Origin of the sequence: Roseateles sp. DAIF2 (assembly GCF_015624425.1) — a bacterium.
In the GTDB taxonomy this organism is placed as follows: domain Bacteria; phylum Pseudomonadota; class Gammaproteobacteria; order Burkholderiales; family Burkholderiaceae_C; genus Kinneretia.
Map to the genome: position 1 here is coordinate 5,116,805 of NZ_CP049919.1, position 24,956 is coordinate 5,141,760.

At 69.7% G+C, this 24,956-nt stretch carries 22 protein-coding genes; 12 read left to right on the plus strand and 10 right to left on the minus strand.

Going from position 1 to position 24,956, the window contains the following annotated elements:
- Positions 1-75: 75 nt before the first annotated feature.
- The 4 genes from G8A07_RS23585 (at position 76) to G8A07_RS23600 (ending at position 1,574) form a co-directional block, all read left to right on the plus strand.
- Positions 76-438: an EamA family transporter gene (locus G8A07_RS23585; protein ID WP_195794362.1), complete on the plus strand. Its 363-nt coding sequence runs from the start codon at positions 76-78 to the stop codon at positions 436-438.
- Entirely contained in the window at positions 435-833 is a 399-nt protein-coding gene (locus G8A07_RS23590) for a multidrug efflux SMR transporter (protein ID WP_195794363.1), read from the plus strand. The genes G8A07_RS23585 and G8A07_RS23590 overlap by 4 nt, the downstream gene beginning before the upstream one ends.
- 206 nt (positions 834-1,039) lie before the next feature.
- A complete protein-coding gene (locus G8A07_RS23595; RefSeq protein ID WP_195794364.1) occupies positions 1,040-1,252 on the plus strand; it encodes a cold-shock protein in 213 nt (70 codons plus the stop codon).
- A gap of 151 nt (positions 1,253-1,403) precedes the next feature.
- Positions 1,404-1,574: a hypothetical protein gene (locus G8A07_RS23600; RefSeq protein WP_371816389.1), complete on the plus strand. Its 171-nt coding sequence runs from the start codon at positions 1,404-1,406 to the stop codon at positions 1,572-1,574.
- A gap of 83 nt (positions 1,575-1,657) precedes the next feature.
- Here G8A07_RS23600 and G8A07_RS23605 read toward each other — a convergent pair whose 3' ends face one another.
- From G8A07_RS23605 to G8A07_RS23615, 3 genes are read right to left on the minus strand one after another with little or no spacing between them, the layout of a single operon-like run.
- Complete coding sequence (locus tag G8A07_RS23605) at positions 1,658-3,055, minus strand: efflux transporter outer membrane subunit (RefSeq protein WP_195794366.1); 1,398 nt, start codon at positions 3,053-3,055, stop codon at positions 1,658-1,660.
- A 3-nt stretch (positions 3,056-3,058) separates the two neighbouring features.
- On the minus strand, positions 3,059-6,223 hold the full coding sequence (locus G8A07_RS23610) for an efflux RND transporter permease subunit (protein WP_195794367.1): 3,165 nt from the start codon (positions 6,221-6,223) through the stop codon (positions 3,059-3,061).
- Between the two features lie 30 nt (positions 6,224-6,253).
- Complete coding sequence (locus tag G8A07_RS23615) at positions 6,254-7,426, minus strand: efflux RND transporter periplasmic adaptor subunit (RefSeq protein WP_249937120.1); 1,173 nt, start codon at positions 7,424-7,426, stop codon at positions 6,254-6,256.
- A gap of 242 nt (positions 7,427-7,668) precedes the next feature.
- Here G8A07_RS23615 and G8A07_RS23620 point away from each other — a divergent pair, with 242 nt between their 5' ends.
- Together G8A07_RS23620 and G8A07_RS23625 are read left to right on the plus strand one after the other, a co-directional pair.
- Positions 7,669-8,388, plus strand: coding sequence for a TetR family transcriptional regulator (locus G8A07_RS23620; RefSeq protein ID WP_195794369.1), 720 nt, complete (start codon positions 7,669-7,671; stop codon positions 8,386-8,388).
- 73 nt (positions 8,389-8,461) lie between these two features.
- Positions 8,462-10,792 (plus strand): YgiQ family radical SAM protein, encoded by a 2,331-nt coding sequence (locus G8A07_RS23625; protein WP_195794370.1) that lies wholly within the window; start codon positions 8,462-8,464, stop codon positions 10,790-10,792.
- A 3-nt stretch (positions 10,793-10,795) separates the two neighbouring features.
- Here the strand turns inward: G8A07_RS23625 and G8A07_RS23630 are convergent, their stop codons facing one another.
- Together G8A07_RS23630 and G8A07_RS23635 are read right to left on the minus strand one after the other, a co-directional pair.
- Positions 10,796-11,101 (minus strand): YqjK family protein, encoded by a 306-nt coding sequence (locus G8A07_RS23630; protein ID WP_195794371.1) that lies wholly within the window; start codon positions 11,099-11,101, stop codon positions 10,796-10,798.
- The gene (locus tag G8A07_RS23635; RefSeq protein WP_195794372.1) at positions 11,101-11,502 is read right to left on the minus strand and encodes a phage holin family protein; all 402 of its coding nucleotides are present in this window, start codon (positions 11,500-11,502) and stop codon (positions 11,101-11,103) included. The genes G8A07_RS23630 and G8A07_RS23635 overlap by 1 nt, the downstream gene beginning before the upstream one ends.
- A 202-nt stretch (positions 11,503-11,704) precedes the next feature.
- Here G8A07_RS23635 and G8A07_RS23640 point away from each other — a divergent pair, with 202 nt between their 5' ends.
- Entirely contained in the window at positions 11,705-13,975 is a 2,271-nt protein-coding gene (locus G8A07_RS23640) for an EAL domain-containing protein (RefSeq protein WP_249937121.1), read from the plus strand.
- Between the two features lie 21 nt (positions 13,976-13,996).
- Here the strand turns inward: G8A07_RS23640 and G8A07_RS23645 are convergent, their stop codons facing one another.
- From G8A07_RS23645 to G8A07_RS23655, 3 genes are all read right to left on the minus strand, one after another.
- Positions 13,997-14,305 (minus strand): YqjD family protein, encoded by a 309-nt coding sequence (locus tag G8A07_RS23645; protein ID WP_195794373.1) that lies wholly within the window; start codon positions 14,303-14,305, stop codon positions 13,997-13,999.
- Between the two features lie 64 nt (positions 14,306-14,369).
- Positions 14,370-15,503 carry an alanine dehydrogenase gene (gene ald, locus G8A07_RS23650; protein ID WP_195794374.1) on the minus strand — a complete coding sequence of 378 codons (1,134 nt, stop codon included), beginning with the start codon at positions 15,501-15,503 and terminating at the stop codon, positions 14,370-14,372.
- A gap of 112 nt (positions 15,504-15,615) precedes the next feature.
- Positions 15,616-17,160 carry a methyl-accepting chemotaxis protein gene (locus G8A07_RS23655; protein WP_195794375.1) on the minus strand — a complete coding sequence of 515 codons (1,545 nt, stop codon included), beginning with the start codon at positions 17,158-17,160 and terminating at the stop codon, positions 15,616-15,618.
- Between the two features lie 232 nt (positions 17,161-17,392).
- Here G8A07_RS23655 and G8A07_RS23660 point away from each other — a divergent pair, with 232 nt between their 5' ends.
- From G8A07_RS23660 to G8A07_RS23680, 5 genes are all read left to right on the plus strand, one after another.
- Entirely contained in the window at positions 17,393-18,610 is a 1,218-nt protein-coding gene (locus G8A07_RS23660) for a 6-phosphofructokinase (protein ID WP_195794376.1), read from the plus strand.
- Positions 18,611-18,727: 117 nt separating this feature from the next.
- Entirely contained in the window at positions 18,728-19,771 is a 1,044-nt protein-coding gene (locus G8A07_RS23665) for an ABC transporter substrate-binding protein (protein ID WP_195794377.1), read from the plus strand.
- Positions 19,772-19,780: 9 nt separating this feature from the next.
- Positions 19,781-21,256: an ATP-binding protein gene (locus tag G8A07_RS27740; protein WP_213086197.1), complete on the plus strand. Its 1,476-nt coding sequence runs from the start codon at positions 19,781-19,783 to the stop codon at positions 21,254-21,256.
- Positions 21,219-21,677 (plus strand): response regulator, encoded by a 459-nt coding sequence (locus tag G8A07_RS23675; protein WP_195794378.1) that lies wholly within the window; start codon positions 21,219-21,221, stop codon positions 21,675-21,677. The genes G8A07_RS27740 and G8A07_RS23675 overlap by 38 nt, the downstream gene beginning before the upstream one ends.
- A gap of 8 nt (positions 21,678-21,685) precedes the next feature.
- The gene (locus G8A07_RS23680) at positions 21,686-23,263 is read left to right on the plus strand and encodes a response regulator (protein WP_195794379.1); all 1,578 of its coding nucleotides are present in this window, start codon (positions 21,686-21,688) and stop codon (positions 23,261-23,263) included.
- A 17-nt stretch (positions 23,264-23,280) separates the two neighbouring features.
- Here G8A07_RS23680 and G8A07_RS23685 read toward each other — a convergent pair whose 3' ends face one another.
- Both G8A07_RS23685 and G8A07_RS23690 read right to left on the minus strand, forming a co-directional pair.
- Positions 23,281-24,066 carry a GIN domain-containing protein gene (locus G8A07_RS23685; protein WP_195794380.1) on the minus strand — a complete coding sequence of 262 codons (786 nt, stop codon included), beginning with the start codon at positions 24,064-24,066 and terminating at the stop codon, positions 23,281-23,283.
- Complete coding sequence (locus G8A07_RS23690; RefSeq protein WP_195794381.1) at positions 24,066-24,857, minus strand: MipA/OmpV family protein; 792 nt, start codon at positions 24,855-24,857, stop codon at positions 24,066-24,068. Before G8A07_RS23690 ends, G8A07_RS23685 begins: the two co-directional genes overlap by 1 nt.
- Between the last annotated feature and the right edge of the window lie 99 nt (positions 24,858-24,956).

Here is a 24,956-nt window from a genome sequence, read left to right on the forward strand (position 1 = left end):
CGGCGCCGGAGTTTTAGGCTTCCATGAAGATTCGGCCCGCCGGCCGAAAACCCCTAGAAATTTGACCGCCACGACATGCTCACGGCCGGCCTCTGGCTCCTGAATCTGCTGCTCGACACCTGCGGCCAACTGGCCTTCAAGGCCGCCGCCTCCGATCCCCGCCTCGATCAGGCCGCGCAGGGCCGCTGGCTGGCGATGGCCGCGCGGCCCTGGATCTGGCTGGGGCTGTTTTGCTACTGCGCCGAGTTCTTCACCTGGATGGCCTTCCTGAGCCTGGTGCCGCTGTCGCATGGCGTGCTGCTGGCGGCGGCCGGCGTGGTCACGGTGATGTTGGCCGGGCGCTGGCTGTTCGACGAGAAGCTGCTGCCGCTGCGCAGCGCCGGCATCGCGCTGATCGCGCTGGGCGTGGTGCTGGTCGGGCTGGGAGGCGCTCAATGAAGCTGCGCTTCTACGCCCTGGGCTTCGGCACGCTGATGCTGTTGGACACCCTGGCCCATGTGTTCTTCAAATACGCGGCCACCGCGGCCGCGCCGGCCAGCCCGGACCTGGACTGGATGCTGCGCGTCGCGCTGCTGCCCTGGACCTGGGGCGCGCTGGCCTGCTATGTCGCGACCTTCTTCCTCTGGATGACCCTGCTGCGCCGCGCGCCGGTCGGGCCGGCCTTCGCGGCCTCGCATCTGGAGGTGGTCGGCGTGGTGCTGGCCGGCATGCTGCTGTTCGGCGAACGCATCGCGCCGCTGCAATGGGCGGGCGCCGCGCTGATCCTCGGCGGCATCCTGTGTCTGGCGCTGAGCGAGAAGCGCCAGGCCGAGGCGACCCAGCACACGGATTGACTTTTTGTGTTATATTCGGCGGATAGATACGCACAAGACCCGCCCTACAAGAGGTCTTCGATCGGCAGCCCCGCAGGTCTCCACGGCCTCAAAACGCGAGCGGCTCGCTTCGGTTTCAACTCCCGGTTCGACTGTTCTTGAGTGTTTCTGTCTCCGCCAGGCATGGCCGCGGAGTATTTTTTCCATCTTTTTTTCAAGGAAACATCATGACCATCCAGACCGGCACCGTGAAGTGGTTCGACGACGGCAAGGGCTTCGGCTTCATCACCCCCGCCGACGGCGGCAAGGACCTGTTCGCCCACCACAGCGAAATCAAGAACAACGGCGGCTTCCGCACCCTGGCCGAAGGCGCCCAGGTCGAGTTCGAAGTGAAGCAGGGCCCCAAGGGCCTGCAGGCTTCGAACATCCGCTCGCTGTAAAAAGCGTCGGACGCCGTGACAGGGCACGGCCGCTTTCTCTCTGAATCCATCCAAAACCGCGCCAAGACGGATTAGCTCCCGATCAAGGCGCACACCTCAAGATACTATGCAAACGAAAAGCATTGAGGTGGGGCGTTACCTTGTCTCACCGATGACCAAACCCCATGCCGAGGGCGGCTTCGCCGCCTCCGTCTCGATCCGTTCGGGACAGGGCATGGCCAGCCATGACCGCGTGCTGCGCTTCGTGCCGCGCTTCGACAGCCGACGCGCCGCGCTGCGCTACGCAACGGACGAGGGTCTGGCCTGGGTACGCGCGCACTGATGCAGTAACGCGCTCCATCATCCAAAACAAAAGGCGCCCGGGGATCGCTCCCCGGGCGCCTTTTTCTTGGCCGACTGATCTCGTCAGGTCGCGGCCTTCGGCTCCGCGCCGCCGCCCAGCACCTTGTAGAGCTGCACGCGGTTCAGCACCTTGGCCAGCTGCACCTGCAGCAGGGCCTGCTGCGCGGCATAGCTGGAACGCTGGGCATCCAGCAGCTCCAGCGTGCTGGAGGCGCCATTCTTGAAGCGCAGTTCCACCAGCTCCAGGCGCTTGGCCTCGGCATCGGCCTGCTGGGTCTGCGCCGCCAGCTGCTCGTCCAGGGTCGCATGGCCGGCCAGCGCATCGGCCACCTCGCGGAAGGCGGTCTGCACCGCCTTCTCGTACTGCGCCACCGCGATGCCCTGGTTGGCCTTGGCCACCTCGACATTGGCGCGGGTGCGGCCCGAGTCGAAGATCGGCATCAGGATCTGCGAGGCGAAGCTCCAGGCCGTGTGCTGGAACAGGTCCGACAGCTGGGTGCTGGCGGTGCCGGCGCTGGCGGTCAGGGTGATGCTGGGGAAGAAGGCCGCGCGCGCCGCACCGATATTGGCATTGGCGGCGATCAGCTGCTGCTCGGCCTGCAGCACGTCGGGCCGCGTCACCAGCACCTCGGAGGGCAGGCCCGCGGGCACCTCGGGCAGGTTCAGCGCCTGCAGCGGCTGCGCGGCGGGCAGGCCGCGCGGCAGCGGCTGGCCGACCAGCAGCACCAGCGCATTCTCGGCCTCGTCGCGCGAACGCTGGGCCGCGGCCAGACTGGCGCGCGCGGCGCCGGCGGCCGACTCGGCGCTGGACAGGTCCAGTTGCGAGGCGGCACCGGCATCGAACTTCATGCGCATCAGCTTCAGACTGTCCTCGCGGGTGGCCCGGGTCTGCTGCGCCAACGCCAGCAGCTCCTCGGCCGCCTGCAGGTTCAGCTGTGCGCCGGCCACGCCGGCGACCAGGGACAGGCGCGCGGCGCGCTGGCCCTCGGCGGTCGCCAGGTAGGCGGCCATCGCGGCGTCGCTGTTGTTCTTCAGCTTGCCGAACAGGTCCAGCTCGTAGGCCGTGACCTGCAGGCCTGCCTGGTAGACGCCGCTGATACTGCCGTTGCCGCTGGCCGCTGGCGAGCGCTGGCTGGAGAAGCCGACGCCGACGGTGGGCAGGCGGCTCGCGTCGGTGATGCGGTATTGGGCCCGCGCCTTCTCGACGTTCAGCAGCGCAACGCGCAGGTCGCGGTTGTTCTGCAGCGCCAGCGCGATCAGCTCACGCAGGCGCGCGTCGCCGGCATAGAAGTCCTGCCAGGACAGCTCGGCCGCCTTCTGTGCACCGGCGGTCGCCGGGGCGGGCCAGTCGGCCGCGACCGGCGCGGCCGGCCGTTCATGCTGCGGCGCCAGGCTCATGCAGCCGGAGAGCAAGAGGGCCGCGGCCGCGGCGCCGACCAGGGTCAGTTTTTTCTTGTGCATGGATCAGACTCCTTCGGCGTCACGCACCGGATTGCCTTCCAGTTCGTGCGCATACATCTTGCGCTGGCGCTCGCTGCCCTTGAACAGGCGTCGCACCACCAGGAAGAACACCGGCACGAACAGCACGGCCAGCACGGTGGCGGTGATCATCCCGGACAGCACGCCGGTGCCGATCGCGCGCTGGCTGGCGGAGCCGGCGCCCGAGGCGAAGAACAGCGGCGAGACGCCCAGGATGAAGGCCAGCGAGGTCATGATGATCGGGCGGAAGCGCAGGTGCGCCGCCTCCAGCGTGGCCTCGAGCAGGCTCTTGCCCTGGGCCTGCAGGTCCTTGGCAAACTCGATGATCAGGATCGCGTTCTTCGCCGACAGGCCGATGATCGTGATCAGGCCCACCTTGAAGTACACGTCGTTGGGCATCTCGCGCAAGGTCGCGCCCAGCAGCGAGCCCAGCAGGCCCAGCGGCACCACCAGCAGCACCGCCAGCGGGATCGACCAGCTCTCGTACAGCGCCGCCAGGCAGAGGAACACCGCCAGCAGCGAGAACGCCAGCAGGATGCTCGCCTGCGAGCCGGACAGCTTTTCCTCGCGCGACAGGCCGGTCCATTCGAAACCGATGCCGGGCGGCAGCTTGGCGACCATCGCCTCCAGCTCGGCCATCGCCTCGCCGGTGGACGCGCCGGGCGCGGCATCGCCGGCCAGGCGCATCGCCGGATAGCCGTTGTAGCGCGTCGCCTGCATCTGGCCGTTGACCCATTGGGTCGAGGCGAAGGCCGACAGCGGCACGCTCTGGCCCTTGCTGTTGGTGACGTTCAGGGCCAACAGGTCCTGCGGCGTCATGCGGGCATAGGCGTCGGCCTGCACCACCACGCGCTGCATGCGGCCGCTGCTCGGGAAGTCGTTCACATAGCTGGAGCCCAGCTGGATGCCCAGCACGCGGGCCAGGGTGTCGTAGCCGATGCCCAGGGCCTGCGCCTTGTCGCGGTCGATGTCGATCTGCAGCTGCGGCGCGTCCTCCAGGCCGTCCGGGCGCATGCCGGTGATCAGCTTGCTCTGGCTGGCCATGCCCATCAGCTGGTTGCGCGCGTTCAGCAGCGCCTCGTGGCCGAGGCCGCCGCGGTCCTGCAGGCGCAGCGCGAAGCCGGTGGCGTTGCCCAGTTCCGGGATCGGCGGCGGCGACAGCGGGAAGATGAAGGCGTCACGCACCCCCATCATCATCGCGCCCATGGTGCGGCCGGCCAGCGCCTCGGCGCTGTGCTCCTTGCCCTTGCGCTCGTCCCAGGGCTTGAGCGGCACGAACACCAGCGCGGCGTTCTGGCCCTGGCCCGAGAAGGAGAAGCCGATCACGCCGACGGTGTCGGCCACCTCGGGCTGCTTGCGCAGGAAGTCCTCGACCGTCTTGACCGCCGCCTCGGTGCGGTTGGTCGTCGCACCCGGCGGCAGCTGGACGTTGACGATCATGTAGCCCTGGTCCTCGTTGGGCAGGAAGGAGGTGGGCATGCGCACATAGAGCCAGCCCACCACCGCGACCACGGCCAGGAAGGCGATCATCATGCTGGGGCTGCGCTTGAGCAGCTTGGCGACCCAGCCCTCGTAGCCCTTGGCGGTGCGGGCGAAGCCACGATTGAACCAGCCGAAGAAGCCCTTCTTCTCATGATGATGCCCGGCCTCGACCGGCTTCAGCAGGGTCGCGCACAGGGCCGGCGTCAGGCTCAGCGCCATCAGCGCCGACAGCGCCATCGACGACACCATCGCCAGCGAGAACTGGCGGTAGATGTTGCCGACCGAGCCGGCGAAGAAGGCCATCGGGATGAACACCGCGATCAGCACCAGGGTGATGCCGATGATGGCGCCGGAGATCTGGCCCATCGCCTTCTTGGTGGCCTCGCGCGGCGACAAGCCCTCCTCGCTCATGATGCGCTCGACGTTCTCGACCACGACGATCGCGTCATCGACCAGGATGCCGATCGCCAGCACCATGCCGAACAGGGTCAGCACGTTGATCGAGAAACCGAGGCTCAGCATGATCGCGAAGGTGCCCAGCAGCGCCACCGGCACGACCAGGGTCGGGATCAGCGTGTAGCGCCAGTCCTGCAGGAACAGGAACATCACCAGGAACACCAGCACGACCGCCTCGACCAGGGTCTCGACCACCTGGGTGATCGAGATCTTGACGAACTTCGAGGAGTCGTAGGGCACGCTGTACTCGACGCCGGCCGGGAAGAACTGCTTGAGCTCCTCCATCCGCGCCTTGACCGCGGTGGCGGTGCCCAGCGCATTGCCGGACGGCGACAGCTGCACGCCGATGCCGGTCGAGGGCTGGCCGTTCAGGCGCGCATAGGTGCCATAGTTCTGGCCGCCCAGCTCGAGCCGGGCCACGTCCTTCAGGCGCACGGTGGAACCGTCCGGATTCGCGCGCAGCACGATCTTGCCGAACTGCTCGACGTTCTCCAGCTGGCCCTTGACCACCACGGTGGCCGACATGGTCTGGCTCGAGAGGTTCGGGCGGTCACCCATCACGCCGGCGGGCACCAGCGCGTTCTGCGCGGCAATCGCGGCGTTGACCTCGGCCGGGCTGACATTGAAGGACAGCATCTTGGCCGGATCCAGCCAGATGCGCATCGCGCGCTCGGTGCCGAACAGCTGCGCCTGGCCGACGCCGGGGATGCGCTGGATCTCGGGCACGACGTTGCGGGCGGCATAGTCGCCCAGCGCGATCGGGTCCAGCGAACCGTCCTTAGACGACAGGATCACGAACAGCAGGAAGTTGTTGCGCGCCTTGTCGACCCGCACGCCCTGCTGCGTCACCGAGGCCGGCAGGCGCGGGCTGGCGCGCGAGAGGCGGTTTTGCACCTCGACCTGGGCCAGGTCGATATTGGTGCCGGACTCGAAGGTCACGGTGATCGCGCCGGTGCCGTTGGCCTGGCTGACCGATTCCATATAGGCCAGGCCGGGCGCGCCGTTGAGCTCCTGCTCGATCACCGAGATCACGGCCTCGTCCAGGGTCTTGGCCGAGGCGCCGGGATAGGCGACGTTGATCGACAGCGAAGGCGGCGCCACCGTGGGGTACTGTGCCACCGGCAGCTTGGTGATGGCGACCCCGCCGAACACCAGGATGAAGAGGGCGATCACCCACGCAAAGATGGGGCGATCAATGAAAAAACGTGCCATGTGTAATTCCTCGCGCTGCGCTTGCGGGGCTTAGCGGCTGGCGGCCGAGGCCGGCGCCTGCGGGGCGGATGCGGCGGCCGCGCCGAAGGGCACCGGCTTGACCGGGGCGCCGGGCACGAACATCTTCTGGAAGCCATCGGCGATGACCTGCTCGCCCGGCTTCAGCCCGTCCAGCACCACCCATTGGTTGCCTTCGGCGCCGCCGACCTTGATCTTGCGCGGCTGCGGCTTGTTGTCCGCGCCGACCACCAGCACCGTGTCGCCGGTGGCGGTGCGCGTCACCGCCTGCTGCGGCAGCAGGATCGCGGACGGCACCTCGGCCTGGGCCAGGCGCACCCGCACATACTGGCCGGGCAGCAGGGCGCTGTCGGCGTTCGGCACCTCGGCGCGCAGCGAGACCTGGCCCGAGGTGGCGTCGACCGTCAGGTCGGTGAACAGCAGCTTGCCGGTCTTGGTGCTGCCGTCGTCCAGCACCACCTGCACCTGCGCGGCATTGGCGCCGGCCGAGCGCAGCTGACCCTGGCTCAGCGCGCGGCGCAGCTGCTGCACCTCGTTGGCGGACTGGGTGAAGTTGACATAGACCGCCGAGGTCTGCTGCACCAGGGCCAGCTGGGTCGCCTCGGCGGCGCTGACCAGCGCGCCCTCGGTGACCAGGGCACGGCCGATGCGGCCGGAGATCGGCGCGCTGACATGGGCGTAGTCCAGGTTCAGCTTGGCGGTGGCGATCGCGGCCCGGGCCGCGGCCACGTCGGCCTCGCCCTGCTTGGCGGCGGCCACGCTGACCAGGTATTCCTGCTGGCTGATCGCCTTGGCCTCGGCCAGGGGCTTGTTGCGCTCGGCCAGCGCGGCGGCCTGGTTCAGGTTCGCCTGGGCCTTGGCCAGGTTGGCCTGGGCGCTGTCCAGCTGGGCCTGGTAGGGCGCGGGATCGATCTGGAACAGGGCCTGGCCGGCCTTGACCTCGGAGCCCTCGGTGAACAGGCGCTTCAGCACCACGCCGTTGACGCGGGCCCTCACCTGGGCGGTGCGCAGCGCCTCGACGCGGCCGGGCAGCTCGGTCTGCAGCGCCACCGGCTGCTGGGCAACCGTCACCACGCCGACCACGGCGGGCGGCATGCCGCCGGGGCCGGCCTTGCCGCCGCCCTCCTTGCTGCAGCCGCTCAGCACGGCCGCGATCGCGATGGCCAGCGGGACAAGATAGAGCACACGGCTGCCGAAGGTGAGCGGAGCTTGCTCGGGCTGTGCGTTGGAGGATGCAGAGCAGCAGATCACGGATGGGCCTCTCAAGAGTTGTTTGTTCGTTCGTTCTCGGAATGTTCTGGACGGCGTGCGACTGGCGCCTCGCCTTGACACGACGATTGACGGACGTGCCTTGAACTCAGGGAAGACCCGGAGTATATACACATACATTCATGAATGTATGTAAAGCAGTTTAAAATCCAGGCCTCATGGCACGCAAAACCAAACAAGAGGCGCAGGAGACGCGCCACAGCATTCTGGACGCCGCGGAGCGCCTGTTCCAGCGCCAGGGCGTATCCCGCACCTCGCTGCAACAGATTGCCGAGGAGGCGGGCCTGACCCGTGGCGCCATCTACTGGCACTTCAAGGACAAGGCCGAGCTGTTCGAGGCCATGATGGATCGGGCCACGATGCCGCTGGAGGAAGGCATGAACATGCAGCCCCAGGCCACCGACCAGCCCCTGACCCTGGCCGAGCTGCGCTGGGGGCTGATCAACATCCTGCATTGCACGGTGCACAACGAACGCACCCGGCGCGTCTTCGACATCGCGATCAAGAAGGTGGAATACACCGGCGAGCTGCAGTCGCTGCAGGACCGCAAGCTCAGCGCGATGCGCCGCTGGCGCGAGCAGAACCGCGCCGCCTTCGTCCAGGCGGTCAAGCGCGGCGAACTGCCGGCCACCCTGAACACCGAGGTGGCCGCGGTCGCCCTGGTGGCCCTGGTCGACGGGCTACTGCACCAATGGGTGGTCGACCAGGAGGGGTTCGATCTCATGGCGGTCGGCCAGACCGCCATCGAGGGCTTCCTGACCAGCATGGCGCGCGGCACCGTGCCGGGCCTGCTGCCCCCGCTGAGCGAGGCGGAACGGGCCCGTCTGGGCCTGGCCGGCGCCTGCGCACGCCAACAAATCCACCCGGAAGCCCCCTGAATTGCCCGGGCCATGGCCGGGTTTGCCCCAGGTCAAGGGACAATAGCCGGTTGCCCGCCAGCCCCGCCCGCCCATGTCCGCCCACGCCGCCATCGCTCCGCCCAAACCTGCCAAGACCCTGACCGGCTACAAGCCGTTCTGGGCCAAGCGCTTCGGGCCCGCCCCCTTCCTGCCGATGAGCCGCGCGGAAATGGATCAGCTCGGCTGGGACAGCTGCGACATCATCATCGTCACCGGTGACGCCTATGTGGACCATCCCAGCTTCGGCATGGCGGTGATCGGGCGCACCCTGGAGGCCCAGGGCTTCCGGGTCGGCATCATCGCGCAGCCGGACTGGCAGAGCGCCGACGCCTTCAAGGCGCTCGGCAAGCCGAACCTGTTCTTCGGCGTGGCGGCCGGCAATATGGATTCGATGATCAACCGCTACACGGCCGACCGGAAGATCCGCTCGGACGACGCCTACACGCCCGGCGGCGAGGGCGGCCGGCGGCCCGATCGCGCCACCCTGGTCTACACCCAGCGCTGCAAGGAGGCCTGGAGCGAGGTCCCGGTGGTGATCGGCGGCATCGAGGCCTCGCTGCGCCGCATCGCCCACTACGACTACTGGAGCGACAAGGTGCGCCGCTCGATCCTGGTCGACGCCAAGGCCGACCTGCTGGTCTACGGCAATGCCGAGCGCGCCATCGTCGAGATCGCGCACCGCCTGGCGCGCCGCGAGCCGGTGACCCAGATCACCGATGTGCGCGGCACCGCCTTCATGCGCCGCGACGAGCACGAGGTCGGCGACTGGTTCCAGATGGATTCGACCTCGGTCGACCAGCCCGGCCGCATCGACGAGCTGATCAGCCCCTACCAGACCGTCGAGGAGACCGCGGCCGACCAGGGCGCGTCTTGTTCGTCCAATGGCTCCAAGAACGGCGAGGCGCCGGCCGCCGACGCGCCCAAGCCGATCACGATCCACCGCCCGACCAAGATCACCCTGCCGCCGCGCGACAAGACCGTGATCCGCCTGCCGGCCTACGAGCAGGTCAAGAGCGACCCGGTGCTCTACGCCCACGCGAACCGCGTGCTGCACCTGGAGACCAACCCGGGCAATGCCCGCGCCCTGGTCCAGGCCCATGGCGACCGCGACCTCTGGATCAACCCGCCGCCGATCCCGCTCTCCACGCCGGAGATGGACCATGTGTTCGACCTGCCCTATGCCCGCAGCCCGCACCCGAGTTATGCGGACGCCAGTGGCAGCCACGACGGCGCGACCAAGATCCCGGCCTGGGAGATGATCCGCTTCAGCGTGAACATCATGCGCGGCTGCTTCGGCGGCTGCACCTTCTGCTCGATCACCGAGCATGAGGGCCGCATCATCCAGAGTCGCTCGGAAGACAGCGTGATCCGCGAGATCGAGGAGATGCGCGACAAGGTCAAGGGCTTCACCGGCATCGTCTCCGACCTCGGCGGCCCGACCGCGAACATGTACCGCATCGGCTGCAAGAGCCCGGAGATCGAGGCCGCCTGCCGCAAGCCCAGCTGCGTCTACCCCGGCATCTGTCAGAACCTGCACACCGACCATGGCCCGCTGATCAAGATGTACCGGCGCGCCCGCGCGCTGAAGGGCGTCAAGAAGATCCTGATCGGCTCGGGCCTGCGCTACGACCTGGCGATCCAGAGCCCCGAGTACATCAAGGAGCTGGTGACCCACCATGTCGGCGGCTATCTGAAGATCGCGCCCGAGCACACCGAGACCGGCCCGCTGTCCAAGATGATGAAGCCGGGCATCGGCACCTACGACAAGTTCAAGCAGTTGTTCGAGAAGGCCAGCGCGGAAGCCGGCAAGAAGCAGTACCTGATCCCCTACTTCATCGCCGCCCATCCCGGCACCGCCGACGAGGACATGATGAACCTGGCGGTCTGGTTGAAGCAGAACGGCTTCCGCGCCGACCAGGTGCAGACCTTCTACCCCAGCCCGATGGCCACCGCCACGGCGATGTACCACTCGAACAAGAACCCGCTGAAGAAGGTCACGCGCGACAGCGAGACGGTGGACATCGTGCGCGGCGAGCGCCGCCGCCGCCTGCACAAGGCCTTCCTGCGCTACCACGACGCCAACAACTGGCCGATGCTGCGCGAGGCGCTGAAGGCGATGGGCCGGGCCGACCTGATCGGCAACGGCAAGCATCACCTGATCCCCAGCTACCAGCCGGTCACCGATGGCAGCTACGAGAGCGCACGCAAGAAGAACTCGACCGTGGCCGCCAAGCCCGGCGCCAAGCCGACGGTGGCGGCCAAGACCGCCCAGGTGAGCCAGGCGCCGCGCAAGGGCCAGCTGCTGACCCAGCACACCGGCCTGCCGCCGCGCGTCACCGGCGCCCGCCCGGCCCGGCCGGGCGCGCCGAAGAAGCCGCGCTGAAGTTCAGCGCGGTGACCGCAGCGATGCCGACAGGCGCTGCGCCAGCTTCCACCAACCCAGGCCCGCGCTGACCCAGCGCAACAGCCGCGCCGGCCGGCGCAGCAGCACCAGGCCGCCGGCGGCCAGCGCCACCCGGCCGGTCCAGGGCGTGCCGCGCAGCCAGCGCCAGGCCGACCAGCCGCGATCGGCCCATTGCAGCGGCCGCTCCAGCGCCTGCACATCGCGGCGCAGCGCGGCGCGCAGCTCGGCGCTGCGCAGGCGCAGCACCAGCTGGCGCTGGCGCAGTTGATCCTCGGCCTCGCGCAGCATCAGGGCCGCCCTCCCAGCTCGTCGCGGTCGCGGGCCAGTTCGGCCACGCTGGTCGCGAACAGCCCGCCGGGGGCGCTCAGCCTGGCCCTTGCGCGCTGCAACAGCCACCAGGCCAGGCCCAGATAGGCGCCGCCCAGCAGCAGCGCCGCCAGCCAGCGCCAGCCGTCCGGGCTCAGCAGCACCACGGCCAGGCTGAGCAGGGCCAACGCCATGCCGCCGAACAGCAGGGCCAGCAGCGCGCCCAGCAGCGCGCCGACCAGGCGCAGCTTCTCGGCCTCCAGCTCGGTGCCCAGCAGCGACAGGCGCAGCTGCGCCAGTTCCAGCCCATGGTCCAGCAGGCGCCGCAGCGCGTCCAGCAACCCGTTCGGCGAAGCGGCCGAGCCGGCCTCGTCCTTGCTCATCCCTGCTCCTTGCTTATCTGCGATAGAGCCCCTAGCTTAATCGCGGCTAGGACTTTCCCGGCTACGCGCGGTCAAGCCGCCACAAAGACGGCTTTGCACGGTTTAGGCCGGCAACAAATCGTCTATAACCCAGTTTTCCGACCTTCTTGTCTGTGGCAAGGTGGGCGGTAATTTCCCCTTGACCGATTTTTCCGACCTTCTCATGCCCGACAACCTGGATCCAGCCGGTGCAGCCATGCCGGGCCACGAGCCCGAGGACGACGATCTGCTGGAGTTCATCGACGGCCCCGATGGCTCGACCGACCCCGCCGCCGCCGCGCTCGCGCCCTGGCGGGTGCTGATCGTCGACGACGATGCGGACGTGCACAAGGCCACCGAGCTGGCGATGCAGGGCCTGCGCATCGAGGGCCGGCCGCTGGCCTTCCTGCATGCCAGCTCGGCCGCCCAGGCGCGCGAGCTGATGCAGGAACAGTCCGACCTGGCCGTGGTGCTGCTGGACGTGGTGATGGAGTCGGAGAACGCCGGCCTGCAGCTGGTGCGCCAGATCCGCGAGGACCTGCACCAGCATGCGGTGCGCATCGTGCTGCGCACCGGCCAGCCCGGCTATGCGCCCGAGATCGAGACGGTGCAGGCCTATGACATCAACGACTACAAGACCAAGTCGGAGCTGACCCGCACGCGCCTGTACACCGTGCTGACCGCCGCGATCCGCTCCTACAAGCAGATCTGCGCGCTGGAATCGAACCGCCAGGGCCTGGAGCTGATCGTCGAGGCCAGCACCGAGCTGTCCAAGCTGCGCGGCCTGCACCGCTTCGCCGAGGGCGTCGTGACCCAGCTCTGCGCGCTGCTGGGCATCCTGCCCGAGGGCCTGGTCTGCGCCCAGGCCGGCGGCGACAGCCCCGGCGACCTCTGCGAGGTGCGCATCATCGCGGCCGCCGGCCAGTACAGCGGCCTGATCAACGCGCCGCTGGCCACCGTGTCGGTGACCCATGTGCGCGAGCGCCTGGCGCGCTGCCTGCGCGAGCGCCACCACCTGTTCGGCGAGGGCACCTGCCTCTACTTCGGCCTACCCAAGGGCCGCGCGATGGCCGCGCTGATCGAGGTCGGGCGCGAGCTCAGCGGCATGGAGCTGCAGCTGCTGCGCGCCTTCTGCTCCAACATCGCGGTCGGCTTTGAGAACGTGGTGCTCTACGGCCAGTTGCTGGACCAGGCTCACCACGACCCGCTGCTGCGCCTGCCTAACCGGGTGCGCTTCATCGAGCTGCTGGACCAGAACCTGAAGGATCCGGCCGGCGTCACCCTGGCGCTGATCGACCTGGACGACTTCGCCGATGTCAACGACGCCTTCGGCCATGGCTTCGGCGACCAGGTGCTGCAGGCCGTCGCGCAGCGCCTGGGCGAGCAGCTCGGCTTCAACACCGCGATGGCGCGCGTCGCGGCCGATGCCTTCGGCCTGATCGGGCCGGACGAGCTGGTCAATGCCGAGCGCATCCGCGCGGTCTTCGTCGATCCCTTCGCGGTGGCCGGGGAGCGGCTGCAGCTCTCCGCCACCACCGGCCTGGTGCGCCTGACCGAATCGACCGCGCGCGGCTCCGAGCTGCTGCTCGACGCCCAGATCGCGCTGAAGCGCGCCAAGCAGCAGAACCGCGGCGCGGCCCAGTATTTCTCGCCCGAGATGGGCACCGACGCGCGCGAGCGCTTCAAGCTGCTGAAGGGCCTGCGCACCGGCTTCGAGGAGAACCGGCTGTTCGTCGTCTACCAGCCGCAGGTGGACCTGGCCAGCGGCCGCGCGGTCGGCGCCGAGGCGCTGCTGCGCTGGCGCACCGCCGAGGGCAGCTATGTACCGCCGGACCAGTTCATCCCGCTGGCCGAGCAGAGCGGCCTGATCATCAGCATCGGCGAATTCGTGCTGCGCACCGCCTGCCACCAGCTCAAGCGCATGGAGAGCCTGGGCTGGCGCGACTTCCGCATGTGCGTGAACATCTCGCTGGCACAGTTCCGCCATCCCGGCTTCATTCCCAGCCTGGGCAATGCGCTGCGCGACAGCGGCGCCAACCCGATGAACCTGGAGCTGGAGATCACCGAGTCGATGGCGATGGAGGACCACAATCTGGTGCGCCAGCTGCTGTCCGAGGTCAAGCGCAGCGGCGCCACCGTCGCGATCGACGATTTCGGCACCGGCTTCTCCTCGCTGTCGCAGCTGCGCCAGCTGGAGGTCGAGCGGCTCAAGATCGACCGCGCCTTCGTGCACGAGGCCCAGCATTCCAGCGCCGGGCTGACGATCGCGCATATGGTGATCAACCTCGGCCGCGGCCTGGGCCTGACCGTGATCGCCGAGGGCGTCGAGACCGAGGAGCAGCGCCAGCAGCTGCTGGCGCTGGGCTGTCACGAGGGCCAGGGCTGGCTGTTCGCCAAGCCGATGCCGGCCGAGCAGCTCGAACCCTGGATGCAGCAGCACGCCCAGGCGGCTTGAGCCCCCGGGCGGCTGCCGCGCTCAGCGCCGGCTGATCAGCATGCCCAGCAGCAGGCCGACGCCGGCGGCCAGGCCGATCGACTGCCAGGGGTTCTCGTGCACATAGGCGTCGGTGGCGCGGCCGGCGGCCTTGGCGCGCTCCACCGCCGCGTCCTGCAGGTCGTGCAGGTTCTGCTTGGCCCGGTCCAGGGTGGCCTGCACCTTGGCGCGCAGCTCGGTGGCGCCCTCGCCCGCCTGGCCGGCGGTGGCGCGCAGCAGGCTCTCGGCCTCGGCCACCACGGCATGCAGATCGTTCATCAGGCGGTCTTTCTGGGCTTGGCTGTCCGGCATGGTCCTCTCCTTCATCGGTTGAACAAAGACTAGGCCACCTTGTACGCCAGCCCTCTGCCCGAGATCAAGAGCCCGACGCGCTGTCGCCCAGAACTTGATCGGCTGTTACATAACGGTAACCCAGGGCATCGGCCACGGCCTTGTAAGTCAACTGCCCCGCCGCCACATTGAGGCCGGCCTTCAGGTGCGGGTCCTCGGCGAGCGCGCGCCGCCAGCCCTTGTCGGCCAGCGCCAGCGCATGGCCGATCGTCGCGTTGTTGAGCGCGAAGGTGGAGGTGCGCGCCACCGCGCCGGGCATGTTGGCGACGCAGTAATGCACGACACCGTCGACCAAGAAGGTCGGCTCGGCATGGGTGGTCGGCCGCGAGGTCTCGAAGCAGCCGCCCTGGTCGATCGCGACATCGACCAGCACCGCGCCCCGCTTCATACGTGCCACCATCGCGCGCGTCACCAGCTTGGGTGCGGCCGCGCCCGGCACCAACACGCCGCCGATCACCAGGTCGGCCGCCAGCACCGCCTCCTCCAGCGCCTGCGCGCTCGAGTATTGCGTGACGATGCGGTTGCCCCAGACCAGGTCCAGCTGGCGCAGCCGGTCGACGTTCTTGTCCAGCACCGTGACCCGCGCGCCCAGGCCCACCGCCATCTGCAGCGCATGGCTGCCGACCACGCCGGCGCCGATGATGCAGACCTGGGCCGGCGCCACGCCGGGCACGCCGCCCAGCAGCACGCCCATGCCGCCCTTGCTCTTCTCCAGATGCGCCGCGCCGGCCTGGATCGCCATGCGGCCGGCCACCTCGCTCATCGGCGCCAAGAGCGGCAGGCCGCCACCGGGCGCGGTGATGGTCTCGTAGGCGATGCAGATCGCGCCGGAGGCGACCAGGGCCGCGGTCAGCGCCGGATCCGGCGCCAGGTGCAGATAGGTGTAGAGGATCTGGCCGGGCCGCAGCCGCGCGCATTCCTCGGGCTGCGGCTCCTTGACCTTGACGATCATCTCGGCCTCGGCGAACACCGAGGCCGCGTCCGGCAGGAGGGTGGCGCCGGCGGCGGCATATTGCTCGTCCGGCAGGCCGATGCCCTGGCCGGCGCCGCTCTGCACCAGCACCTGATGGCCGCGCCGGGCCAGCTCGTGCACGCTGGCCGGCGTCAGGCCGACCCGGTATTCGTGGTTCTTGATCTCCGTCGGGCAGCCGATGCGCATCGATGTCTCCTCTTGGGGTGGTGCCCGGTTTGTACGACCGGGCGCCCCCGCGGGAGAAATGGCATTCACAGGGCTACAGCCCCATTAGCGGAGCTGATACAGGAGCCGGGACTCAGCGCAGGCGGAACACCGCCACCGCATCGACCAGCTGGCGCGCCTGGGTCTTCAGGCTTTCCGCCGCGGCGGCCGATTCCTCGACCAAGGCCGCATTCTCCTGTGTCGCGCGGTCCATCTGCGTCACCGCCTCGCCGACCTGGGCCACGCCCGAGCTCTGCTCACGGCTGGCGGCGCTGATCTCGCCCATGATGTCGGTGACGCGCTGGATCGAGGCCACCACCTCGGCGATCGTGCTGCCGGCGCGGTCCACCTGGCTGGAGCCCAGCTCGACCCGCTCGACGCTGGCCTGGATCAGGGTCTTGATCTCCTTGGCCGCGCCGGCGCTGCGCTGCGCCAGCGCGCGCACCTCGCTGGCCACTACCGCAAAGCCGCGGCCCTGCTCGCCGGCGCGCGCCGCCTCCACCGCGGCGTTCAAGGCCAGGATATTGGTCTGGAAGGCGATGCCGTCGATGGTGCCGATGATGTCGCTGATCTTCTGCGAGCTGGCGCTGATCTCGCGCATGGTCTCCACCACCTGGCCGACGGCCGAGCCGCCCTGCCCCGCCACATTGGACGCGGCCAGCGCCAACTGGTTGGCCTGCTGCGCGTTGTCGGCGTTGCCGCGCACCGTGCTGCCCAGCTCCTCCATCGAGGCGGCGGTCTGCTCCAGCGCCGAGGCCTGCTGCTCGGTGCGAGCCGACAGGTCGTTGTTGCCGGACGAGATCTGGGCCGAGGCGGTGGCGACGCTCTCGGCGCCCTCGCGCACCTCGCGCACGATGGCGGCCAGGCGGCCCTGCATCTCATGCAGCGCGTTCAGCAGGCGGCCGGTCTCGTTGCCGCCGCCGGCCTCGATGCGCATCGACAGATCGCCCGCGGCCACGCCGCTGGCCACCTGCACCGCCGAGTTCAGCGGGCCGATGATCGAGCGGATCAGCCAGACGCTCATCAAGCCCGACAGGGCCAGCGCCGCGGCGATCAGCAGCGCGATCTGCAGCTTGGCGCCGCGCGCCTCCTCCTCTGCCTGCTGGGCCGACAGGTCCATCAACTTGCCGCCCAGGTTCACCAGCTCGTCCACCGCCGCCATATAGGCCTGCTGCTTGGGCTTCATGCTGGTCAGCATCACGCTCTTGGCGGTCTCCATGTCGCCGGCGCGCAGCGCCTTGGTGGCCTTCTCGCGCTCCACCCGGTAGGCAGCGCGGGCCTCGTTGAGCTTGGCCATGCCGGCCTTGCCGCCGGGCGTGCTCATGATCTTGGCCAGCTCGTCGATGGTCGCGCTGGTGGACTTGGAGGCGGCGTCGATGACCGCGAACTCGGCCTCGATGTCGGCCGGCTCCGTCATCAGCACCAGGTTGCGCAGCGACAGCGCCACCTGGCTGTTGGTGGCCTTGATCGAGTTGAAGGCCTTGACCTTGGGATAGCGGTCCTCCATCGCCAGCTTGAAATGCGCGTCCATCGCGCTCAGCTTGCTCCAGGCCAGCAGGCCCAGCAGCACGATCAGCAGGGCCATCGCGCCAAAGCCCAGGGCCAGGCGCGTCGAGATCTTCATATTGCTCAGGCTCATCCGAGGTCTCCGTAAGGGGGTGTCGTCGTCGGTTTCTTGTTGTGCTTGCGGGGAGGATCCCCATGCCGCAAGCAGGATAGGCGACCCCTGCGCGCCACCAATGCGCGAAATAACACCGGCACAACGGCCTTCTGCGCCGGGTCGGGCGCTGTCCGCCCGAAAGCGTCGCCCTGCGCGCAAAAACCGCGGGCTGGGTCAAAATGGCCCGACCCAGCCCCAGGAGAACCCTGCCATGACCGGTGGAAAGATCCTCGTCGCCCAAGGTGGCGGCCCGACCGCGGTGATCAACCAGTCGCTCGTCGGCGTGGTGCGCGAGGCGCGCCGCCATGCCCGGGTGCAGCTGGTCTACGGCGCGCGCCATGGCGTGCGGGGCATCGTCAACGAGGACTTCGTCGACCTGACCCAGGAGACCAGCCACAACCTGGAGTTGGTGGCCGCCACCCCCGGCTCGGCCCTGGGCTCGACGCGCGACAAGCCCGACGCGGCCTATTGCCACGAGATCTTCAAAGTGCTGCAGGCCCATGGCATCGGGCATTTCTTCTACATCGGCGGCAATGACTCCTCCGACACCGTGCGCATCGTCGCCGAGGAGGCGCGCGCCGCCGGCTACCCGCTGCGCTGCATCCACATCCCCAAGACGATCGACAACGACCTGGTCGGCAACGACCACACGCCCGGCTTCCCCTCGGCGGCGCGCTTCGTCGCCCAGGCCTTCGCCGGCGCGAACCTGGACAACGCCGCCCTGCCCGGCGTCTACCTGGGCGTCGTGATGGGGCGGCACGCCGGCTTCCTGACCGCCGCCGCCGCCCTGGGCAAGAAGTTCGCCGAGGACGGCCCGCACCTGATCTACCTGCCCGAGCGGGTGTTCGAGCCGGAGCGCTTCCTGGCCGAGGTGAAGGCGGTCTACGAGCGCTACGGCCGCTGCGTGATCGCGGCCTCCGAGGGCATCCACGACGCCTCCGGCCGGCCCATCATCACCCAGCTGGCCAAGAGCCTGGAGCATGACGCGCATGGCAATGTGCAGCTCTCCGGCAGCGGCGCGCTGGCCGACCTGCTGTGCGAGCAGATCAAGGAGAAGCTGGGCATCAAGCGGGTGCGCGGCGACACCTTGGGCTATCTGCAGCGCAGCTTCATCGGCTGCGTCTCCGATGTCGACCAGCGCGAGGCGCGCGAGGTCGGCGAGAAGGCGGTGCAGTACGCCTTCCACGGCGACCGCGACGGCTCGGTCGCGATCAAGCGCAGCGGCTATTACTCGGTCGACTACGAGCTGCTGCCGCTGGAGTCGGTGGCCGGCAAGACCCGCGTGATGGAGGACGAATTCATCACGCCCAATGGCACCGATGTGACCGACGCCTTCCGCCTCTATCTGCGCCCGCTGCTGGGCTCCGGCATGCCCGACGCCTTCCGGTTGCGGCCCAATCCGGTCGCCAAGGTGTTGCGCCCCGGCTGAAGCACCTCCCCGGGGGCTTGCCAGCCGGGCCGGGCCTCCGTACTCTTCGCTTGATCGGACCAAGCGAAGATAAACGCGCGACCGCAAGCCTGGGCGGTCGACGCGAGGGAGATCGCGATGAGCCCTCCGAGTGCCCCTGGCCTCGGCCGGACCAGCCGCTGGCGCTGGCCGGCCGGTCTGGCCCTGCTGCTGGCCGCGCTGCTGGGGCTGCTGCTTGTGCTCGGCCGGCCGACCGCGCCGGCCTCCCCCTCGACGACCCTGCGCCTGCGCATCGCCCTGGCCCAGACCCCCCATGCCGGATTGCTGCACCTGGCGGCGGCGCGCGGCTACTTCGCCGAACAGGGCCTGGAGGTGCTGCTGACCAGCACCAGCCATGGCAAGGCCGCGCTGGCCGAACTGACCCAGGGCCGCGCCGAGCTGGCCGCCGCGGCCGAGGTGCCGGTCGTGGTCGCGCTGCTGAAGGGCGAGGCGCTGGGCATCGTCGCCACCCTGGCCACCGCCTCCAACGAGATGGCGGTGGTGGCGCGGCGCGAGCGCGCGATCGCCGCGCCGCAGGACCTGATCGGCAAGCGCGTCGGCGTCACCCTGGGCACCAGCGCGGAATATTTCCTCTGGGCCTTCATGGTGCGGCACAAGCTGGCGCCGCAGGCGCTGCAGCCGGTGCCGCTGCTGCCGGGCCAGCTGATCGAGGCGCTGCGCACCGGCCAGGTCGACGCGATCGTCGCCTGGCAGCCGGTGCGGCATGCGGCGGAGACGGCCTTCGGCGCCGGCGCGATCAGCTTTGTCGCGCCCGATGCCTATGCCCAGGGCTATGTGCTGGCCGGCAGCAGCGAGTTCCTGCGCCGCCATCCGCAGGAGCTGCGCCGCCTGACCCTGGCCCTGCTGAAGGCCGAGCGCTTCGCGCTCGAGGAGCCGCAGCAGGCCCTGGCCCTGCTGGCGACCAGCCTGAGGCTCGACCTGGCCGCGCTGCAGCCGGGCTGGCGCGACCTGGTGCTGCAGCTGGACCAGCAGCAGGCCCAGCTGATCACGCTGGAAGAGGTCGCGCGCTGGGCCATGGCCCGCGGCCATGCGCCACAGCAGCCGATGCCGAACTTCCTGCCCCACCTCTACCTCGACGCGCTGCTGGCCGAGCGGCCCGAGCGCGTCACGGTCGTGCACTGAGCCGGCGCCATGAAGATCGTCAGCAAAGCCCGCCTCGCTGCCGCGATCATCTTCGGCACCATCCTGCTGATCGCGGCGATGATCGGCTGGGCCGACACCGAGGTGCGCTCCGCCGACGAGCAGCGCCGGCGCAGCGCCGAGATCGCGCGCGCGCTCAGCGAGATGCGCATGGTCACCTTCGAGTACCTGCTGACCCGCCAGGAGCGCGCCCGCCTGCAGGAGCAGGCCGTCTGGCAGCGCCTGGACCAGCTGCTGGCCCGCGCCGGGCTGGGCGAGGGCGCGAACACCTTGCGCGAGCGCAGCGCGGCCGGCCACCGCCTGTTCGCCGAGACCGCGGCCGGCAGCACGGCCCCCGCAGACCCGGAGATACAGCGGCGCTTCGAGGCCCAGATGTCGACCCGGCTGCTGATCCTGCAGCAGCAGGGCATGGTGGACGCCGCCCGGCTGATCGACGCGGCCGGCCGGCGCATCGACGCGGCCCAGCGGCGCGTGGTGCAGGTGATCGCGGCCAGCCTGGCGCTGATGGTCCTGATCATCGCGGCCGCGACCTGGCTGTTCCGGCGCGACGTGCTGCAGCCGATCGCCCGCATGGAGCAGGCCACGCGCGAGGTGGCGGCCGGCAACTGGTCCTACAAGCTCGACATCGGCAGCCGCGACGAGCTGGGCGAGATGGCGCGCCATTTCGACGCGATGACCCAGGTGCTGCGCGATTCCTTCGCCCGGCTTGAGCTCAGCAACCGCGAGCTGAGCGCGCTGAACAAGGAGCTGGAGGCCTTCAGCTATTCGGTCTCGCATGACCTGCGCGGGCCGCTGCGCAGCATGGACGGCTTCTCGCTGGCCCTGCTGGAGGACTACGGCGACCAGCTCGACGAGGAAGGCAAGGACAGCCTGCAGCGCATCCGCGCCGCCAGCCAGCGCATGGGGCGGCTGATCGACGAGTTGCTGGGCTTGTCGCGCGTGACCCGGGTCGAGCTGTCGATCCGCGCGGTCGACCTCAGCGCGATGGTGCGCGAGATCGCGGCCGGCCTGGCCCAGACCCAGCCGCAGCGACGGGTGCGCTGGGAGATCGAGGACGGCGTCACGGTGCAGGGCGATCGCGCGCTGCTGCAGATCGCGCTGCAGAACCTGCTGGACAACGCCTGGAAGTTCACCGGCAAGACCGAACGCGCGACGATCCGCTTCGGCGCGCAGCAGCGCGACGGCGAGCCGGTCTACTTCGTCGCCGACAACGGCGCCGGCTTCGACATGGCCTATGTGGACCGGCTGTTCGGCGCCTTCCAGCGCCTGCACCACGAGAACGAATACCCCGGCACCGGCGTCGGGCTGGCGATCGTGCAGCGCGTGTTCCGCCGCCATGGCTGGCCGCTGTGGGTACAGGCCAGCCCGGGCCAGGGCGCCACCTTCTATTTCCGCGCAACCGCGCAACCGCAAGCCAAGGAGCAAGAGGATGAGCGAAGAAGCGAGCAAAGTCATTCTGCTGGTTGAGGACAACCCGGACGACGTTGCGCTGACCCTGCGCGCCTTCAAGCGCAGCCATCTGGTGAACCCGCTGGCGGTGGCGCGCGACGGGGTCGAGGCGCTGGACTTCCTGTTCGCCCGCGGCGCCCATGCCGGGCGCGCCGAGCAGCCGCTGCCGACCCTGGTGATCCTGGACCTGAAGCTGCCCAAGCTCGACGGCCTGAGCGTGCTCAAGGCCCTGCGCGCCGACCCGCGCACCCGGCTGCTGCCGGTCGTGATCCTGACCTCGTCGAAGGAAGAGCAGGACCTGATCTCCGGCTACGCACTGGGCGCCAACAGCTATGTGCGCAAGCCGGTCGACTTCACCGAGTTCGTCGAGGCCGTCAAGGTGCTGGGCATCTACTGGCTCGCGCTCAACCAGCTCCCGCCACGCCCGGCCACTGCCTGAGGTTCCCCATGAGCAGAATCATCCATGTCCTGGCGATCGAGGATTCGGAAGACGACGTCAAGCTGGCGATGCGCCTGCTGCGTCGCTCCGGTTTCGCGCCGCAGTACCGCCGCGTGCAGAGCCTGCCCACCCTGCAGGCGGCGCTGGCCGATGAATCCTGGGACGCGGTGATCTCGGACTTCAGCATGCCCGGCTTCACCGGCCTGGACGCGCTGCGGGCCTTCCGCCGCACCGGGCTGGATGTGCCCTTCATCTTCGTCTCCGGCACCATGGGCGAGGAGACCGCGGTGGCGGCGATGAAGGCCGGCGCGAGCGACTATGTGATGAAGCAGAACATGAACCGGCTCGCGCCGGTGCTGGAACGCGAGCTGATGCAGGCCGCCACCCGCGCCGCGCATCGCCATGCCGAGGCGGAGTTGCGCAAGTACGAAGCGCAGCTGCGCCAGGCGCAGAAGATGGAATCGATCGGCACCCTGGCCGGCGGCATCGCGCATGACTTCAACAACATCCTCGGCGCCATCCTCGGCCATGTCGAGATCGCGCGCGGCGAGCTGGCGCTGGCGCATCCGGTGCTGGCCAGCCTGGACGAGATCCAGACCGCCAGCCTGCGCGCGCGCGACCTGGTGCGGCAGATCCTGACCTTCAGCCGCCGCCAGCCGCAGCTGCTGCTGACCCAGCGCATGCGGCCGGTGGTCGAAGAGACCTACCGTCTGCTGCGCGCCACCCTGCCGGCCCATGTGGACATCCAGCTGCAGCTCAGCGACGCGCCGCTTTATGCCCATGCCGATGCCACCCAGGTCCAGCAGGTGCTGATGAACCTGTGCACCAATGCCTGGCATGCGCTGGGCGGCGCACCGGGCCGCATCCGCATCGGCCTGGAGGAGATCGCGCTGGACACCAGCACGGTACAGGATCTCGGCAACCTGGTCAGCGGCCCACATCTGCACCTCTGGGTCGAGGACAGCGGCATCGGCATGGACGCGGCCACCCGCGAACGCATCTTCGACCCCTTCTTCACCACCAAGCCGGTCGGCCAGGGCACCGGGCTGGGCCTGGCGGTGGTGCATGGCATCGTCAGCGCCCACCAGGGTGCGATCCGGGTCGAGAGCGAGCCCGGCCGCGGCAGCGCCTTCCACCTCTACTTCCCGCTGGTCGAGCAGGTCGATGCCGCGCGGCCCGACGCGGCCCCGATCGCCGGCCCGCCGCGCGGCCATGGCGAGCATGTGCTCTACCTGGACGACGACGAGACCATGGTGCTGGTGGTCGAGCGCCTGCTGGCACGCGCCGGCTACCGCTGCAGCGGCTTCCACAATGCGCAGGAGGCCATCGAGGCGCTGCGCAGCCAGCCCGACAGCGTCGACTTCGTCGTCACCGACCTCAACATGCCGGACCGGTCCGGGCTCGACGTCGCGCGCGAGATGGTCAGCATCAAGCCGGAGCTGCCGGTGGTGATCAGCTCCGGCCTGATCACCGACGAGATGCGGGAGCTGGCACGCGACGCCGGCGTGCGCGGCATGCTGGAGAAGGAAAGCACCTTCCAGGACCTGGGCCGGCTGGTCGGCCATATCCTGGCCAGCAACCATTGAGCGGGCGCCGCCGCCGGTCAGCGCGCCCGCGCCCGGCCCGAGCCATGGCTGCGCTGGCTGACCCGCGGCCGGCCGCGGTAGACCACGTCGCCCGAACCGAACAGCTCCAGCTCCAGCAGCTCGGCCGGGCCGAGCTCCGCATCGCCGCTGCCATAGGAGCGCAGCTGCACCTGGCCGCCCTGCAGCCCGCCGGCATCCACATCGCCCGAGCCGGCCAGATGCCACAGCTGACGCTGCGCCGAGCCGGCCACCTCGAACTCGCCCGATGCGCGCAGCCGCGCCTCCAGCGTCTGGGTCTGCAGCCGGCCCAGCTTCAGGGTGCCGGAGCCGCCGATCAGCACCTCCAGCCGCTCGCTGTGCAGCTCCCGCAGCGCCAGGTCGCCCGAGCCCTGCAGGCGCAGCGCCACCCGGCGCGCATCCAGCCGCTCGGCCTCGAAGCGGCCCGAGCCGCTCAGCTCCACGTCCAGGCTGTCGAGCTGCCAGGCGCGCTGCAGCGCCACCCGCGCCTCGCCACGCAGCTGCAGCTCGCGCAGGCCCGGCTGGCTCAGGCGCGCCCGCACCATGCGGTCGCCGCGCTGCAACAGCAGCAGCGCGTCGCGCTCGCGTCGCAGCTCGACCTGCTCGCCGCCCTTGTCGAACTGCAGCTCGCCGGGCGCCCCCTGCTCCAGGCGCAGTTCCAGCGGCCCATCGACGATCAGCCGCTCTGGCAGCAACGGGCCGCCGCGGCGCCCCGGGGGCTGCTCATGGGCACAGCCCGCCAACAGCAGACTGCCGGCGGCGCCCAGCAGGCAGCGGCGCCGCATCAGAAGCTCCGGCTGACGGCCAGCGCCAGACTGGGCTGCAGCTTGCGGCGCACGATCGGACTCTCGGCCGCGTCGCCGCGCAGGCCGATCGCGCCGGCCTTGGCGAACAGCAGCCAGTCGGCATCGAGCCGGTAACCGATCTGGGCGAACACCCCCAGCCCGTGCAGGCCGGCGCGCACCCGGTGCGCGCGCAGGCCGGTGCTGGCCGCCTCGGCCGGGGTGACGCCATACAAGGCCTGGCCGAGCTTGCCGTCCATCGCGACGACGGTCACGCCGGCGGCCAAGCTCAGGTCCGGCCCGGGCAGCAAGCCGTAGCCCAGTTCCAGTTCGACGCTGCTGCCACGCCCGCCGGGCTTCTTGTCCGAGCCCAGCCGGGTGCTGGCGACGGTATTCAGAAACAGCGGCCCCCAGCCCAGCTCGGCGCCAAGGCGCAGCGCCGGCGCGATCTTGACCTCGGCCAGGCCGCGCAGACGCGGATCGTCCTTGGGCCGGCGCCGATGGCCGTCCGGCGCCAGCGCGAGGCTCAGCGCCGCGTGCTCACCCAGGCGCAGCTCGTAGCCGGCGCCGCGCAGGGTGCTGAGGAAAAAGCGCTCGCGCCAGCGCGCCTCCAGCAGCGGCGCGGCCAGGCCGCGCAGCTTCTTGCCACCGCCGTACTCGGGCTGAACCAGCAGCGCGCCGCCGGCACGCAGCTGCCAGTCGCCATCGCCGCTCTTGCCGGCGCCGGCCGCGGGCAGGGCCATCAAGGTGGAACTCGCGAGGGCGAGGGCCAGGGTGCAGAGGTAAGGGGTCATGCTCGGCTCGTCGTCGTTGGGATGCGAAGCAGTGTCGAAACAGGCCGATGAAGCCGCGATGAAGCCGCGCCGCGCCCGCATGAAGCCCCGATGAAAGCG

Bases quoted from the DNA above. Each gene is read 5' to 3' on its own strand.
- G8A07_RS23605 (WP_195794366.1), bottom strand. From the start codon at position 3,055: ATGCACAAGAAAAAACTGACCCTGGTCGGCGCCGCGGCCGCGGCCCTC.
- G8A07_RS23655 (WP_195794375.1), bottom strand. From the start codon at position 17,160: ATGAGCCTGAGCAATATGAAGATCTCGACGCGCCTGGCCCTGGGCTTT.
- G8A07_RS23610 (WP_195794367.1), bottom strand. From the start codon at position 6,223: ATGGCACGTTTTTTCATTGATCGCCCCATCTTTGCGTGGGTGATCGCC.
- G8A07_RS27740 (WP_213086197.1), top strand. From the start codon at position 19,781: ATGAAGATCGTCAGCAAAGCCCGCCTCGCTGCCGCGATCATCTTCGGC.
- G8A07_RS23645 (WP_195794373.1), bottom strand. From the start codon at position 14,305: ATGCCGGACAGCCAAGCCCAGAAAGACCGCCTGATGAACGATCTGCAT.
- G8A07_RS23590 (WP_195794363.1), top strand. From the start codon at position 435: ATGAAGCTGCGCTTCTACGCCCTGGGCTTCGGCACGCTGATGCTGTTG.
- G8A07_RS23620 (WP_195794369.1), top strand. From the start codon at position 7,669: ATGGCACGCAAAACCAAACAAGAGGCGCAGGAGACGCGCCACAGCATT.
- G8A07_RS23675 (WP_195794378.1), top strand. From the start codon at position 21,219: ATGAGCGAAGAAGCGAGCAAAGTCATTCTGCTGGTTGAGGACAACCCG.
- G8A07_RS23690 (WP_195794381.1), bottom strand. From the start codon at position 24,857: ATGACCCCTTACCTCTGCACCCTGGCCCTCGCCCTCGCGAGTTCCACC.
- G8A07_RS23680 (WP_195794379.1), top strand. From the start codon at position 21,686: ATGAGCAGAATCATCCATGTCCTGGCGATCGAGGATTCGGAAGACGAC.
- ald (WP_195794374.1), bottom strand. From the start codon at position 15,503: ATGCGCATCGGCTGCCCGACGGAGATCAAGAACCACGAATACCGGGTC.
- G8A07_RS23600 (WP_371816389.1), top strand. From the start codon at position 1,404: ATGACCAAACCCCATGCCGAGGGCGGCTTCGCCGCCTCCGTCTCGATC.
- G8A07_RS23625 (WP_195794370.1), top strand. From the start codon at position 8,462: ATGTCCGCCCACGCCGCCATCGCTCCGCCCAAACCTGCCAAGACCCTG.
- G8A07_RS23660 (WP_195794376.1), top strand. From the start codon at position 17,393: ATGACCGGTGGAAAGATCCTCGTCGCCCAAGGTGGCGGCCCGACCGCG.
- G8A07_RS23665 (WP_195794377.1), top strand. From the start codon at position 18,728: ATGAGCCCTCCGAGTGCCCCTGGCCTCGGCCGGACCAGCCGCTGGCGC.
- G8A07_RS23585 (WP_195794362.1), top strand. From the start codon at position 76: ATGCTCACGGCCGGCCTCTGGCTCCTGAATCTGCTGCTCGACACCTGC.
- G8A07_RS23630 (WP_195794371.1), bottom strand. From the start codon at position 11,101: ATGCTGCGCGAGGCCGAGGATCAACTGCGCCAGCGCCAGCTGGTGCTG.
- G8A07_RS23640 (WP_249937121.1), top strand. From the start codon at position 11,705: ATGCCCGACAACCTGGATCCAGCCGGTGCAGCCATGCCGGGCCACGAG.
- G8A07_RS23685 (WP_195794380.1), bottom strand. From the start codon at position 24,066: ATGCGGCGCCGCTGCCTGCTGGGCGCCGCCGGCAGTCTGCTGTTGGCG.
- G8A07_RS23595 (WP_195794364.1), top strand. From the start codon at position 1,040: ATGACCATCCAGACCGGCACCGTGAAGTGGTTCGACGACGGCAAGGGC.
- G8A07_RS23635 (WP_195794372.1), bottom strand. From the start codon at position 11,502: ATGAGCAAGGACGAGGCCGGCTCGGCCGCTTCGCCGAACGGGTTGCTG.